Source organism: Coleofasciculus sp. D1-CHI-01, assembly GCF_040218875.1.
GTDB lineage: Bacteria > Cyanobacteriota > Cyanobacteriia > Cyanobacteriales > Coleofasciculaceae > Coleofasciculus.
The window spans coordinates 1-14,563 of sequence record NZ_JAVJQP010000092.1; the positions used below are offsets into that span (position 1 = coordinate 1).

At 43.3% G+C, this 14,563-nt stretch carries 11 protein-coding genes; 7 read left to right on the forward strand and 4 right to left on the reverse strand.

Translation table 11 applies throughout. The features are described 5' to 3' along the window. Positions 1-169: 169 nt before the first annotated feature. From RIB93_RS16700 to RIB93_RS16715, 4 genes are all read left to right on the forward strand, one after another. Complete coding sequence (locus RIB93_RS16700; RefSeq protein ID WP_446373859.1) at positions 170-472, forward strand: hypothetical protein; 303 nt, start codon at positions 170-172, stop codon at positions 470-472. 241 nt (positions 473-713) lie between these two features. Further along, positions 714-1,586: a DNA adenine methylase gene (locus RIB93_RS16705; RefSeq protein ID WP_446373860.1), complete on the forward strand. Its 873-nt coding sequence runs from the start codon at positions 714-716 to the stop codon at positions 1,584-1,586. Then, positions 1,579-2,082, forward strand: a complete 504-nt coding sequence (locus tag RIB93_RS16710) for a type II restriction enzyme (protein WP_446373861.1) — start codon at positions 1,579-1,581, stop codon at positions 2,080-2,082. Before RIB93_RS16705 ends, RIB93_RS16710 begins: the two co-directional genes overlap by 8 nt. 26 nt (positions 2,083-2,108) lie before the next feature. Next, a complete protein-coding gene (locus tag RIB93_RS16715) occupies positions 2,109-2,648 on the forward strand; it encodes a DUF7226 domain-containing protein (protein WP_446373862.1) in 540 nt (179 codons plus the stop codon). A gap of 210 nt (positions 2,649-2,858) precedes the next feature. Here the strand turns inward: RIB93_RS16715 and RIB93_RS16720 are convergent, their stop codons facing one another. Beyond that, entirely contained in the window at positions 2,859-4,511 is a 1,653-nt protein-coding gene (locus RIB93_RS16720) for an alpha-amylase family glycosyl hydrolase (RefSeq protein ID WP_446373863.1), read from the reverse strand. A gap of 395 nt (positions 4,512-4,906) precedes the next feature. Here RIB93_RS16720 and RIB93_RS16725 point away from each other — a divergent pair, with 395 nt between their 5' ends. From RIB93_RS16725 to RIB93_RS16735, 3 genes are all read left to right on the forward strand, one after another. After that, positions 4,907-6,358, forward strand: a complete 1,452-nt coding sequence (locus tag RIB93_RS16725) for an efflux RND transporter periplasmic adaptor subunit (RefSeq protein WP_446373864.1) — start codon at positions 4,907-4,909, stop codon at positions 6,356-6,358. Positions 6,359-6,515: 157 nt separating this feature from the next. After that, a complete protein-coding gene (locus RIB93_RS16730; protein WP_446373865.1) occupies positions 6,516-9,695 on the forward strand; it encodes an efflux RND transporter permease subunit in 3,180 nt (1,059 codons plus the stop codon). A 181-nt stretch (positions 9,696-9,876) separates the two neighbouring features. Next, positions 9,877-10,083: a hypothetical protein gene (locus RIB93_RS16735; protein WP_446373866.1), complete on the forward strand. Its 207-nt coding sequence runs from the start codon at positions 9,877-9,879 to the stop codon at positions 10,081-10,083. Positions 10,084-10,420: 337 nt separating this feature from the next. Here RIB93_RS16735 and RIB93_RS16740 read toward each other — a convergent pair whose 3' ends face one another. The 3 genes from RIB93_RS16740 to RIB93_RS16750 form a co-directional block, all read right to left on the reverse strand. Continuing rightward, positions 10,421-11,758 (reverse strand): MFS transporter, encoded by a 1,338-nt coding sequence (locus RIB93_RS16740; RefSeq protein ID WP_446373867.1) that lies wholly within the window; start codon positions 11,756-11,758, stop codon positions 10,421-10,423. 586 nt (positions 11,759-12,344) lie between these two features. Continuing rightward, a complete protein-coding gene (locus tag RIB93_RS16745) occupies positions 12,345-13,637 on the reverse strand; it encodes a class I SAM-dependent methyltransferase (RefSeq protein WP_446373868.1) in 1,293 nt (430 codons plus the stop codon). A gap of 188 nt (positions 13,638-13,825) precedes the next feature. After that, positions 13,826-14,314 (reverse strand): hypothetical protein, encoded by a 489-nt coding sequence (locus RIB93_RS16750; protein WP_446373869.1) that lies wholly within the window; start codon positions 14,312-14,314, stop codon positions 13,826-13,828. Positions 14,315-14,563 lie beyond the last annotated feature (249 nt).

Genomic DNA, 14,563 nt, shown 5'->3' on the forward strand with positions numbered 1-14,563 from the left:
TCCTTGCTACGCAAGAATCATGGAGATTAAAAAAAGCAATTCTAATAAAACAGGCTTTTGATTCTGTTAGAGCCTTTGCTACTTAAGGGTTTAAGCTCATTTAAATTGCTAATTTGCCATAACCAGTCTAAGAGAGCCAGAATTAGCAAAGGTTATAGATTCCTGACTAATGGCTGCTGTTGTGTATGAATCAAATTTGCTTGCAACAGAAGCTCGATTAGATGTTATGCATAAAATTTTTATTGATGAAGGCGAAATCCCCAATAAACCAATTGAATTAATGAATGGCATAAGTCAAGTCTTGGAAAGTTATGATTTATGGAACACCTGTAATACTTCTGAAAGGGGGGAAGACTTGTTTTTTATACCAACAATAGAAGATAGCAGTGCTTTTAACTGGTATTTACTTGACATAGAGCAAGATATTACTATTCTTCAGGAACGGCATAAATTCTCTTTCCAGAGAAGATAAGCTTAAAACAATAAATCAAATCAATACTATAGGAACAATAGTAGGACTTAGCCTTTCTGGGGGATTTGATGAAGCCGAATGTAGATTAAATTGGTAATATTGACAATGATTTTAAAATAATTTTGTATAGCCAAATATATTTCGTTGACCAACTCTTTTAAGTTTCTTAAATTTAAAAATATAATACCCCCTTTAGGGTACAATAATACTGTTAGAGATTATTGGTTGTGAACAGCAAAAAATGGCATCGACAAATAAGGGAAAAAATAAATCAAAAAAGCTAGTAAAACCTTTCTTAAAGTGGGCGGGAGGGAAAAGACAGCTAGTTCCAGTAATTCGAGAAAACCATTTACCTAAGAATTACGATCTAAATCGGCATACCTACTATGAGCCTTTTGTGGGTGGAGGAGCGCTCCTTTTTGCCCTGCAACCCAAAAAAGCTGTGATTAATGATTGTAATGCAGAACTAATGAATTGTTATAAAGTGATCAGAGACTCGTTAGATGAACTCATTAAAGATTTAAATAATCATGAAAATGAAAAAAATTACTATTATGCGGTTAGAGAGTGGGATCGTGATAAAAGTTTTGAAAATAAGACTTTAGTCGAGCGAGCCTCAAGAATTATATTTCTGAACAAGACTTGTTATAATGGTCTATTTAGAGTGAATTCTCAAGGTCAGTTTAATGTGCCTTTTGGTAGATACAAAAAACCGAATATTTTAGAAGAAGCTGTGTTAAAAGCAGTCAGCCAATATTTAAACACCAACCAAGTAGAACTGTTGAATATAGATTTTAAAGACGCTGTTCGAGGAGCAAATAAAGGAGATTTTATTTACTTCGATCCACCTTATGATCCCATTTCCGATAGCGCTTCATTTACAGGCTATGATGTCAATAAATTTAATCGAGATGAACAAAGGAGATTAAAAGAAACAGTTGATGAGTTAAACCGTCGAGGTTGTAAAGTTTTACTCAGTAATGCTTACACGGATTTTATTGTCGATTTGTACCGTGACTACAACCACACTAAAGTATCTGCGATTAGAGCGATAAACTCAAATCCCAGTAAAAGAGGTAGAGTGGATGAAATTTTAGTACAAAATTATGAATAACTCACGCGAAGAAACCGAAAAAACGAAGAATGATGTAGCTTGGGAGAAAATATTTCAAGACTATTCAGTTTTGGATAGACTCTCTCAAGACGGTTTCTTTGAAATAGACTCTGCTACAATAAATCAGTTTAGAGAAAGTCGGTTAATGGCAAAGTTTGACCACTCTATTAACCGACCGAAGATTTTTAAAGACAACAATCTCTCTATACTACCTGTTTCTAGGAATAAATACAAAATTGGATATTTTGATGCCTATTTAAAAGTTAAGTATGAATCGAGTTTAGAGCCAATTGGGGTTGAACCAACCAAACTAGAAACTATAGACTATACAAATTTATCTTCAGAAAGCTCGGTGCTAAGTTGTGCTTTTAATACAGGTATTATAGCTGATTTACTAGATGACGGAGAAGTCCATTATACAGTTTCAGGTAGAATGTCCACAGGTAATTTTTGTTTTTTTGTCAAAAATACTTTAAATGAAGATGCCTATAATTAACGTTAGTAGAAAAAAAGGACTATATTATGACACCTGAACGCATAACATCAGAAGATATATCAGAGATTTTTAAGTGTATTGTTTTAGTTCCTGAACCCCCAAAGATACCCTTTCCACAAGCCGATGAGTTTGATAAAATAATAGATTTACTTTCCCTTTTACTAAACAGGGAATTAACTAAAGACGAAATTACAGTAAATTATGAATTCGATGCAAGACAGACTAATTACTACACAGATGCTGCCAGATATCTGGGACTAGCTGATAAATATAGAGATCCCACTACAAAAGAAGTAACGTTTTGCTTGACTTCGGAAGGAACAGACATTCTGAATAAAAGCTATAAAGTGAAAATATGTGCGTTAATTAGAAAAATATTAGAGCATGAAGCTTTCTATAAAAGCTTTGAGTCTACTATGAGCAATGGAGAAATTCCTGAAAAAAATGAGGTTTGTGAAATTATGTCAACTTGTGATTTAAGTATAAGTCAAACAACTATAGAAAGACGCTCTAGTACTGTTCGTGGATGGATAGCTTGGATATTGAAATTGACATCTGATGTTTGACAGGGCGAAGAATTCGCGACGGCAATTTAGCCGTCGAACCGAAAAATTTGGGCGCAAATGCGAGAGTCCCTACGAATGTTGCGAATGCGTTAATTTTTGCGATCGCTAACTGCTTTTTATGGCTTTGTGTTGACAAAAATTTTAATGTTATTCATAAAAATAGGGTGGGCATTGCCCACCCTACAAAGATGCGATCGCGGATTGGATGGCTTACTGCCAGACAAACACTTTGGCTTCGTATCCGCCAAGGTCAAGGGTTAAAGTGTTATTGCTGGCTTCCACCTCATAGTTACCTGTCCATTCGTGCCAAATTCCATTCTCCGGAAAGTTGGAAAGAGTATATCCAGTGAGGAAATTATCAGAAAAATTGGCAACGACAGCAACACGAGAGCCTTCACCATTCCAGCGCACATACGCCATAACTTTGGTGTTTGCATCTTCAAAGAAGAAATTAATGTTCTCTGTATAGAGAGCCTGATTGTTTTTTCGCAGTCCGATTAACCCTTTATAGTAGTCGCACAACCCGCGATTATAATCATTACTCAGTAGTTGCCAATTAATCTTTCTGGATTCAATGGATTTCGGCTGATATTCCCCAAACTCTTCACCCATCCAGAGTAAGGGAATACCGACTGCTGTCATTAACAAAACTGCCCCTAACTTGAGCCGTTTGAAAGCTTCTTCATCAAAGATTTCCCGATTGGCTAACTCAACCATCAGGCGTTCGTGATCGTGGTTACTTAGGTAATTTACGACATTAGTCGCTCCTAGGTAGCCTTGACGCTTACAATCAATCACATCCTTAAGAGATTCTAAATCAAACCTGTCACCACAGATATGAGGTTTGACCGTGTGGTAAAAGCTATCATGCCAGCAACCATCCATCGGTCCATCAACATTGGTGATGCTGGGATTTTCGGGGATGTATTCAGCCACGTTGTAAAATGGCTTTGCCTCTGCCGTTTTTTTAGTCTCTTGGACAATCCAATGCATAAAATCGTAGCTAGCCATTTGCCGCGCCGCGTCGTAGCGAATGCCATCAATATGATATTCCGTGATCCAGAAACGAACCACATCACCGATAAACTTCCGCGCTGGGTAAGTCTCTAGCTTTTCGTCATAATGTTCGTAGTTGAATTCGGGTCCCCAGTTGTTATCCGGGTCACGAGGAGAGTGATGATACCAGTAATCATAGTCAATTTGGGTGAGGGGGCTTTCTGATTCTGAGTGGTTGTAGATCCCATCCATAATCACACGAATCCCTTTGCCATGACACTCATCGATCAGATGTTTCAATTCATCGGTAGAACCATAGCTAGACTCAGTAGCAAAGAAATAGCGAGGATTGTACCCCCAACTGTAGTCACCGGGATATTCTTTGATAGGCATTAACTCAATGGCATTAATTCCCAGTTCCACCAGATAATCTAATTTTTCAATAACATGCTGGTAATTCCCCCGTGGATAAGGGTCATCTTCGCCACCGGAAAAGTCACCGACATGCATTTCATAGATGACTAATTCATGGTCAGGAGGTAGGGGTTTATCATCATGCATCCAAACGTAAGTATCAACGATGCGTTGTCCATCTTTGAGCCGCACGACGCAGTTTTGAGTCGAATCTTCAATATCGGTAGCGTAGGGATCATTGACCTCTACCCATTGATCGGCTTCAAAAAACCAAGATTTGGATTTAACCCGGAATTTGTATTTATAAATACCATCTTCAAGTTCAACGGACGTGCGAAAATACCCCTGCTTATCTTTCTCCATGGGAATTTCTTCCCAATTGGAGAAACAGCTAACCAATGAGGCTCCTTCGTTGTAAGGAGCAAATAAAGCAAATTCAATGGCAGCAGTCATTTATTTGATCCCCTTAGGGTAAAATAAGGATTGTTTAAACATGATGCTTATCATAAGCGGTATTTTCCAGAGATAGCTATCTAGCCGAAGATAGATATTGCAATGCCTCTGTCATTGTTATTGTCTATTCTCGTCTTCAATTTAACGTTGATGGGTTGGCAATTTGCTCCTCTTGTCGTGGACGTGAGGATTGTCCTCTTTCACTAGGAGTTCCCCAACTCGATACACCCGACTGGAGGATATATTTTTCCCAAGTCTTAAGTAATATAAACAGGTGAGGACAAGTTTACCCCTCCGGGGATGGCATTGCCTGACAGTTCTCACCATCTGAACCCACAATCTAACGATGGACTGTCGCTTACAATCCGAGTTACTTCCATCATCAGAACACAACTATGGCATCCTCTGACTCCCAAACCTCTATCCCTGAACCTTCAGACCAAGCGTGGGAATCCTCGGATTCTATTATCTCCGACGCCGACCAACCTCTAAGGAAATCCTCAAATAAGCCTAAATTATGGCTGGGGTTGTTACTCACTCTGTTAGTTTTCGGTGGTGGGGGTTGGGCGGCTTGGCGTTTTTTACTGCAAAATAACTCACCTCCCACCGCCCAGCAACCTCAAGCCACCCCGGTAAAACTGGAGCAGGTAGACTCAAGTACCCTGGAAGACAGTTCTCAGTTTGTGAGTACCTTAGAGGCGGAACAAAAGGTCGAATTGCGACCTGAAACCGCTGGTCGAATTACCCGAATCGTTGCTTCATCAGGCGATCGCATCCAAGCTGGAGATATAATTCTACAACTGAAGCCAGAACGAAGTGAAGCTGAACTCAGAAGTGCGATCGCGGATGTGAATGCACAAACCGCTACCCTGAATAATGCTCAAGCCGAAGTCAGAGCCGCCCAAGCCGACATTGCCCGTCTCAAAGCGGAAGTGGGGCGTCAAGCGGCTGAAGTGCAAAGCCGAGAAGCAGACTTAGAACTGGCGCGAGTCAACTATCAACGGGCAGAACAGTTGGTGTCTCAGGGGGTTCAACCTAGACAAGAACTCGATGATAAAAAACGCGATCGCAATCAAGCCATCGCCGCCCGTGATGCAGCCGCTCAAGCCTTAGCCGCCTCTAAGGAAGCCCTGAATGTGTCACAACAACGAGTCCAAGCCGCCCAAGCCACGGAAGCTAGAGTCGCTGCGAACCTGTCTAGTGCGAGGGCGGATGTGGAGGTAAAACAGGAAGAGTTGCAATTTAATCGCGTCGTCGCTCCCATTGATGGAGTCGTTGGAGATATTCCCGTCAAAGTGGGAGACTATGTAAATGTGGGTGATACCCTCACCACCATTACTCAAAACCAAACCTTAGAAGTCGAAATTCCCATTGACGAACAGGACAAAGAGAGGATGCGCCAGGGACTCACCGTGGAGCTACGGAACCAAGGTATCCCGGACAGTGAACCACCCATTGCAACAGGGCGGATTAACTTTATTTCACCACAAGTGGATAAAAATACCCAAACCCTCTTGACAAAAGCAACTTTTTCTAATCCAAATGGTCGCCTGTACGATCAACAGAAAGTGGATGCACGAGTCATCTGGGAAAAACGCTCTGGGGTGTTAATTCCCGTTAATGCTGTGTCTCGTATGGCTGGTAAACCCTTTGTCTTTGTCGCCCAACCCCCAGAGGAAGCCAAACCGGGCGCACCTGAACTCATCGCCCAGCAACGACCAGTGAAATTGGGTAGTATTCAAGGGAATCGATATCAAGTTATCGAGGGTATCGAACCTGGAGATAGAATCGTTGTCTCCGGTATCCTTAATTTGTCCGATGGTGCTGCGATTATTCCAGATTCTTAGTTATTTGTCATTCGTCATTCGTCATTTGTGATAATTGAACGGTTAGGTCAGGGCGGGTTTAGTTATATCAGGGTGAAAACGAAACGTTAGTGATAAAACCCGCCCCTACAAAAGATGCTTCCCCATCTCCCCCAGCTCCCCATTCCCTAAAATTTAAATGTTTGTTGAATTTTTTATTAAACGACCTGTATTTACAACTGTTTGTTCCCTGATCATCTTACTCATCGGAGCAATTAGTATTCCCACGCTTCCTGTTGCCCAATATCCTGATATTAGTCCCAAACAAGTTAGTGTCCAAGCCAACTATAACGGTGCCGATGCTCAAACCGTGGAAAATGCGGTGACGACTATCTTGGAACGGGCAATTAATGGTGTCGATGGGATGCGCTACATGACATCAAGTAGTAGTAATGATGGCACCAGTTCGATCAATATCACCTTTGCAGCAGACAAAGATCAAGATATTGCAGCAGTTGATGTCCAAAATCGCGTCTCTTTAGCTGAACCCCAATTGCCAGAATCTGTACTCCAAACCGGGGTCACGGTAAATAAGGAATCGGCTAACTTCCTAATGGCATTTGGTTTGTACTCAGAAAATGGTGAGTACGATAATCTCTTTTTAAGTAACTATGCAAACTTGTATTTGGTAGACGCCCTAAAACGAGTGAATGGGGTGGGAAATGTGCAAATTTTTGGCGAACGTACTTATGCGATGCGGCTTTGGCTTGATCCCCTGCGTCTTGCTAGTCGGAATCTGACGGCTCAAGATGTGGTGGATGCATTGCGGGAACAGAATATCCAGGTGGGTGCAGGGCGTATTGGTCAACCCCCCGCGCCAGAGGGACAGCAATATCAAATTGACTTACGGGCAATTAGCCGCTTGGAAACGGTTTCAGACTTTGAGGAATTGATTTTAGCCACCGATGAAGATGGCACCCTGATTAAACTTAAAGACGTGGGACGTGTAGAATTGGGGGCGCAAAATTATGGCACGTTCCTGCGATTTCGGGCAAATGAAGCAGTCGGGTTGGGGATTAATACCGTTCCTGGGAGTAACGCCCTAGACGTAGGGAAAGCGGTGAAAGCAGAAATGGCAAAACTGGCGGCGGATTTCCCACCAGGGATGACTTATGATATCGGGTTTGACACCACTGATTTTGTCAACCAGTCGCTGTCGGAAGTGGTGTTTACCCTGCTTAAAGCGGTGGGATTGGTGGTGTTGGTTATTTTTGTGTTTTTACAAGATTGGCGCACCACGATTATTCCGGCGATTACGATTCCCGTGTCTCTAATTGGTACGTTTGCCTTTGTCAAGATTTTTGATTTTTCGATTAATAGTTTGACCTTATTTGGTCTAACCCTAGCCACGGGGATGGTGGTGGATGATGCAATTGTTGTAGTTGAAGATATCACCACCAAGATTCAACGGGGAGGGATTAAATCTCGACAAGCGGCGATTATTTCCATGCGGGAATTGGTGGGGGCAATTATCGCCACCTCATTGGTGTTAATGGCGGTATTTATTCCAGTGGCTTTCTTTCCGGGGACAACGGGGGCGTTATATCGACAATTTGCGCTAACTATAGCCTTTTCAATTGCCGTTTCCACGTTTATGGCGCTGACGCTGACGCCAACCCTGTCTGGCTTAATCTTACGGCAAAAGCCAGAGGCGACCGGGTTTTGGGGTCACTTTTTTGATGGATTTAATTGGTTCCTAGAGGGAATGCAGCAGCGATATCGACGATTTCTGATTATCCTGACTCGCGTGAAAACTCTGGTGATTGTGGCGTTTATTGGTTTATTAGCACTAACGGTGTGGGTTTACGAAATTGTGCCATCCGCGTTTCTCCCGGATGAAGACCAAGGTTATTTTTTGACGATTGTCCAAGGACCAGAGGGTTCATCACTCAACTACACTCATGATGTGATTGAGCAGATTGAAGATATTATTTTACCCTTGGATGAAGTGCGAGCCACGTTTGCGGTGGGGGGTTTTGGTTTTAGTGGGAATACGGCGAATAGCGCGATCGTTTTTACCACGCTGAAGCCTTGGTCAGAACGAACTGATCCCTCTCAGTCTGCTGAAGCTGTGATTAATAAAGTCCAGGGTGCTTTGTTTGGGATTAAAGAAGCCAGAGTGTTTCCGGTGAATCCTCCCTCAATTCGCGGCTTGGGGAGTTTCGGTGGGTTTCAATTTCAACTGCAAGACCGCCGAGGTAATTTTAGCTTGGATTCGCTCATTGCAAATATGGGAAAATTGCTCGGTGCTGGTAATCAGAATCCCCAGTTGCAGGGGGTATTTAGTACCTATGCAGCCAATACCCCTCAGTTACAGATTGAGGTGAATCGTAATCGGGCGAAGGCGTTGGAGGTGGATATTGATGATATCTTTGAGACGTTGCAGACCTATTTAGGGTCGCGTTATGTGAATGACTTTACCCTAGAACGACGCACCTATCGGGTTTATGTCCAAGCTGACGCTCAATTCCGCTCAAATCCAGAGGATATTAATCAACTTTATGTGCGTTCAGCACGGGATGAGATGATTCCTCTGGGGAATTTGGTCACGGTGACGCAAACCACAGGGGCGCAAACCATTAATCACTATAACTTGTTCCGCTCGATTGAAATTAATGGGTCAGCCGCGTCGGGAGTTAGTTCGGGAGACGCAATTCAAGCCATGGAACAAGTCGCCGCCGAGGTATTACCGCCGGGATTAGGCTATGAATGGTCTGGGTTATCGCTGGAGGAAATCCAGTCTGGCGGTCAAGCGACGATTATTTTCGGCTTTGGCTTGGTGTTTGTCTTCTTAGTGTTGGCGGCTCAATATGAAAGTTATATTGACCCGATTATTATTCTCTTGGCGGTTCCTCTGGCGATTTTGGGAGCGCTAATGGCGCAATCGTTGCGAGGTTTACCCAATGATGTCTATTGTCAGATTGGCTTGGTGATGTTGATTGGTTTAGCCAGTAAGAACTCGATTCTGATTGTAGAATTTGCCAACCAGCTACGCGACCAAGGAATGACGCTGAGGAAAGCCGCGATTGAGGCGGCGCAGCAGCGTTTGCGACCGATTTTGATGACAGCGATTTCTACATTGTTCGGGATTTTTCCCCTGGTAATCGCGACAGGTGCGGGATCAGGAAGCCGTCAATCCCTGGGAACGGCGGTGTTCGGGGGAATGTTCATCGCCACGTTCCTGAGTCTGTTTGTGGTTCCTATCCTCTATATTGTGATCAAATCGGGGAGCGATCGCTTATTTAATTCCTCTGGCAAAAACCAGAAGACACCGGAGTCACAAGAGCTTGAGCCGAAACCTGAAGTAACAATGCGGTAATATTTGTTAAAGGAATGCCGCCAAATGTATCAAAAACGATGAACAAAAATTATCTAATGTTAATAAATCCATAATTTTGTTGCAAAAATTGACTTTAGTTACCCAGTTTCCCTAATCTTTGGTAAATGTAAACGTAGAATACAGCAAATTACTACAGTTTTTTCAGTTTAGGTTAGGGAAAATGAATAGTAAGCGAATTATTTTCTCCAGCGTTATCACGGGTATTGCGGGTGTAATTTTAGGCATCGGGGTGGCTGAAATTAATCATGCCGATCAGCGACCCAATGCCATGTCTCAATATGCCACAATTGGCGGGGTGATGGGATTAGCCGTGGGTGCGGGTCAACAGGCGCTGCGAGAATTAGAGGAATTGTCAGAAGAGTCATAAGTAGGTGGGGACAATTAAAGTTAACGGCTGAGATCGTCATTTGTCATTCGTCATTTGTCATTTGTCATTTGTTATACTCGCTACCCTTGAGAAGCAAGCTACGCCCTTTGTAAGGGTTTGAGGCTTGTTTACATAACTCCATAAGGTTGAATTTATTTCCGCAAACCTGCTTAATAGACGCGCTATATAGCGATCCTCGTATAACCAAGTAAATTTTAGCTGACAATTTAAGACTTTGAACCCGTTTTAACGGGTTTTAGCTTTTAGCCAGAACTTTAGTTCTCGGCTATTTCTGTGTGACTTAAGCAATTTATTTCAGGCATTGACTACATCTTGATTATCGGAATGACAGAACTTTTTTACGGTCGTTTTGCATAATTAATTCAAGTAACCAAAAACAAACAACCGTTAAACCTGTCAAAACTGTACCCGTGGCAAAACACCAACTATATCCAAAACTCGCCGCTATATAGCCGCTGACAAGAGAACCCACCATTGTTGCCACCCCAATAATCGAATTATAGACTCCCAGAGCCATTCCTTCCTCACCTTTAGTTGCCAGACTTGCTACTGAAAGGGTACTGGCAACATTAATCACAGCCCAGGTTACACCCGTAAATAAATGAGCAAATCCAATCATAACTAAACTCGCTGGTGTTGGCTTTAAAAATGCCAGAAGGGTAAAAACAATAAAAACTGCCACCCGCACGGCTGTTCCCAGCGTTTGCCATCTAAGGCTGTCATGGTTTTGCACGAACCGACCGATGGGAAAATAGAGAAATGCCTCAATCAATGCCTTGCCAAAAATAATTAAGAAAATCAAGGAATTTGTCGCTCCCAAAACCTCAGCCAGAAAAATCGGGAAGGGAAGATAGACAATTTGAACCGCTAGAAAAAATAGAGCCGAACACAGGTAATAAAGATAAAGGTGACTATAGAGGTTTTGATGTATCTGATTTAACCACTCTGGACGCAGAATAAAGTAAATCATCCGGGATGGATAAAACAGCACTCGCCGTTCAATAACACCGACAGAAAGTCGTCCGAGTAACGATGGGCTAAATAGGCGATTGGAACGAACCTGCTGCGGTTCCTGTACCCAGATTAAACAGAGAATTAAGCTGAGAAATGTTGCCCCAGATGCAAAAACAAATAAACTTCGCATCGCTGAGACAGTACCCCACGAATCCGAGACAAGTTCTTGCCAAATCCCGCCGCCAATTAAAGCGATAACAAAACTCCAACCTCCAATCAGATAAAACCGACCAAAGGATTGAGACCATTGTTTTTCGGGAATAGTGTCTAATACGAGAGCAGTTGATACAGGAATAATGGCTGCCATCACAAATCCTGCCACTATACTGAATTGCTGCACTTGGATAAGATTGTCTGCCACACCAATCCGCCACATACACAAAGCAAATCCAACATATCCCAGAATTAGAAACGGGCGACGGTATCCTAATCGGTCAGAGAGATTTCCCCACAGGGTAAAAGCAACCACACCAGCCAGGGAGACTAAGGAATTGGTTTTACCTACATCGGTGATACTCCCACCAACGACTTGCACGATAAACAGGGGAAGCAGGTTAATGAAAAAGCATTCTCCTATTTTGTACGGAACTAAATGGAAAAACCAAAGTGGCGTTGAAGATAACAAACTGATTTTAACCATAAGGTTTAGCCTGCTCATCCCGGTTTAGATAAATGTGAAAGGCACTACCGTTTTCAGCGAGTATCGCTATTCAAAAGTAGAGACGTAGTAGGTTACGTCTTTTGAAAATTTAAAGAAGTCAAAAGGAATTTTATGTGGCTCATTTACGGTGAGAACAAGCCACATAAGACGGCTTTAAGTTTGCTATTGGCTTGGTGGCGAATTCCTGACTCTTCGTTGCTCAGAGCAAGTTTTCTGAAGCCAACAATTTGTAGTGAAGCTGCCAAGCTAATGCAAGATCTGTCCTGAGCAATATAGCCCGTGAATGCTAGATGTGAACGTTTCTGTTATAGCAATCGCCATAGCGGTTAGGACGCATCATTTATGTAGAGACGCGCTATGGCGCGTCTCTACCCTAACGGATATGAGGTCTCCTTTAAAATCAAATGATTAGTATACATTTCTATATCCCTAAGTATACATCTTTTAAGCATCAATGGCTTGTTCCTTTTCCCTGTTCCCTCCCCTGACAAAGTGAGTGCGGTAGAGACGTTGCACCGAACATCTCTACTCGTTCATTAGTCAAAAAACGCAACAATGTCAAGGATTATTTAGAAAACTCATAGACGACCAAAAGTCCATGGGCAGTTCCCAAACCTTGCTGGAAGTTCCACTCTAGATTCCGCAACAAATAGGCAAGTTGGGGTTCAACTAAATTGGCTCTAGGGTCTTCAAAACACAGTGTCGGTGCGGTGCGTACCACGTTGCGAATTGTACGGATCGCGTCTTGGACAACAGGGGGATAACCCGCTTGCGGTTCAGCGAGTAACTTATGAGGGTTGCGCCACTGATCTAGAGCCTCAATGCAGGCATAAACGACTGCATTCCAAGCATCTTGAAAATTGGAGAAGAAGCGATTGATATGAGGATGATCCGGATGAGGATTGTACTGAAAAATTAACTGAGACAAATCGGTGCGACAGTTGATTTCATGCAGAGAGTTAATCGCCGCCCGAATTGGAGGGGCATCGGGATTGAATTCACGGGTATTCATGTGGCGACCCACCAAAATCGAGCGATCGCATAATCGTCGCCGGGAAATCTTTACCCCTTTATTTTCAGCTACGGCGTGGATAAACTGATCGAACTCCTCGCCACCCCAATACCGAATCTCGAATCGTTCCACCTCAATTTCGCCCCTAGCATCTGGGGGATAGATGTAGGACATCGAGTAGGTATTCATCGTAGATTGCTTCCCAGCCGATTCGCCCCAATAACGGGGCCACTCATAGGAATAGCGACCCAGAAAATCGCCCACAAAAATGGCTTTGTCTCCTATATGGTCGCAAATATCGCCAATCACTCTGGCTAATGAGCGATCGTTGAGGTGTGACAATGCCCCATAAGAAGAAAAGTAGATATCGTAGGTAGGTTCCCCCACAGCAATGGGTAGCCCTTCATTTAAATCCGCGACCTCAAACTTGGTTTGCGGATGGTCAGCATGGAGAGTCGCGGCTTTCTCAATCATCGCTGGACTGATATCCACACCCTTGTAGTGACCAATATCCTGATAATCCAGTACATTCTCAATCTGAGCATCGAGTGTTGGCAGAGTTCGGGGTAAACTCGTTAGGATACCTAAGCCTTCTCCTGCACCACAGCCCAAATCCATCACCCGAAGATCAGTTCCTTCCTCTTGCTTCTGGATAACCAGAGGACTGAGAAAATGACTCATGACATTACGGTTAAAGCGGTCTTCCCATAACCGTCTCACATTGTCATGTTTACCAAATAGACCGGGAGAATGATAGTCATAAGCACCAATCGCTACAGCTTTGGCGTAATTTTTAAGAACGTCGAGTTGCTTCATGCGGTTGAGATTGTTGCTAATTAGGGACATTGGTCAATCTGATTCTCTAAACGACTGGGATTGATCCCAGCCTTACCTTAGATACAGAAAAAGCCAGTTAATCTTACCACGCTCTGACTTTGCCCGATTGACTGTTCATCGCTAACCTCGTGAGACCTCGCATTCAGCGATCGAAAAGCTTGCGCGTAGCGCGTAAGCAATGGGCGAAGGAATAGAGGTCAAATCTTACCACTTTGAGTGGTAAGATTTGACAATCCAGTTGAAGGCACGACGATTAAACCCGTGCTTCGCTGCAACAACCTGACTTTTTTGGCAGTAAACTGCCCAATTCGTTTCCAGTTTCCGTTAGAAACAGAAACCTGTGTTTTGGTGTCTCCAGAACACCAGCCCGTATAGGTTTTTCCGGCTTTTTCAGCTACAACCTTGTCTCCCTTTCTGAAGCTATGACGAGTAACCGTGCCGCCATACTTTCGTCGCTTGCCACCCTTGGATGGAACAAATAGGTGCAACTGCCGGCGGTTAATAGGTGGTCTGCGGATTACCGTAAACGGCGCTGGTGTTATATGAACACCACCCTCCCAGTTGCCATGCTTGGCATTCTTAGAATATCGCTCCCGCCATTGAATAAACTCAAACGCCGCTAGGCTCACACCATCAACAGCGTGTGTCTCTGGTGTCTGGTTAGCACGACTAGGTTTAGTCGGCATTAAGGGTTTGCCTGACTTTGATAGAACTGGTACTCGTAACATGGGTGATAAACCTCACGAGTTAAGTTATCAGTTATCAGTTACCAGGTATCGGTTATCATTTATCAGCCAATTACTGACCACTGATAACTGACCACTGACCACTGACCACTATGTCCCTTCCCACCATCTCGGTTAAGATGTCCTGACTTAACAGCGACTCGACAAAAAGCCTTAAATGTAACTCGGACTAGGGAGGCATCCGAGAGT

Excerpts from the sequence above, each read along its gene's own strand:
- RIB93_RS16700 (WP_446373859.1), top strand. The coding sequence starts at position 170 with ATGGCTGCTGTTGTGTATGAATCAAATTTGCTTGCAACAGAAGCTCGA.
- RIB93_RS16705 (WP_446373860.1), top strand. The coding sequence starts at position 714 with ATGGCATCGACAAATAAGGGAAAAAATAAATCAAAAAAGCTAGTAAAA.
- RIB93_RS16710 (WP_446373861.1), top strand. The coding sequence starts at position 1,579 with ATGAATAACTCACGCGAAGAAACCGAAAAAACGAAGAATGATGTAGCT.
- RIB93_RS16715 (WP_446373862.1), top strand. The coding sequence starts at position 2,109 with ATGACACCTGAACGCATAACATCAGAAGATATATCAGAGATTTTTAAG.
- RIB93_RS16720 (WP_446373863.1), bottom strand. The coding sequence starts at position 4,511 with ATGACTGCTGCCATTGAATTTGCTTTATTTGCTCCTTACAACGAAGGA.
- RIB93_RS16725 (WP_446373864.1), top strand. The coding sequence starts at position 4,907 with ATGGCATCCTCTGACTCCCAAACCTCTATCCCTGAACCTTCAGACCAA.
- RIB93_RS16730 (WP_446373865.1), top strand. The coding sequence starts at position 6,516 with ATGTTTGTTGAATTTTTTATTAAACGACCTGTATTTACAACTGTTTGT.
- RIB93_RS16735 (WP_446373866.1), top strand. The coding sequence starts at position 9,877 with ATGAATAGTAAGCGAATTATTTTCTCCAGCGTTATCACGGGTATTGCG.
- RIB93_RS16740 (WP_446373867.1), bottom strand. The coding sequence starts at position 11,758 with ATGGTTAAAATCAGTTTGTTATCTTCAACGCCACTTTGGTTTTTCCAT.
- RIB93_RS16745 (WP_446373868.1), bottom strand. The coding sequence starts at position 13,637 with ATGTCCCTAATTAGCAACAATCTCAACCGCATGAAGCAACTCGACGTT.
- RIB93_RS16750 (WP_446373869.1), bottom strand. The coding sequence starts at position 14,314 with ATGCCGACTAAACCTAGTCGTGCTAACCAGACACCAGAGACACACGCT.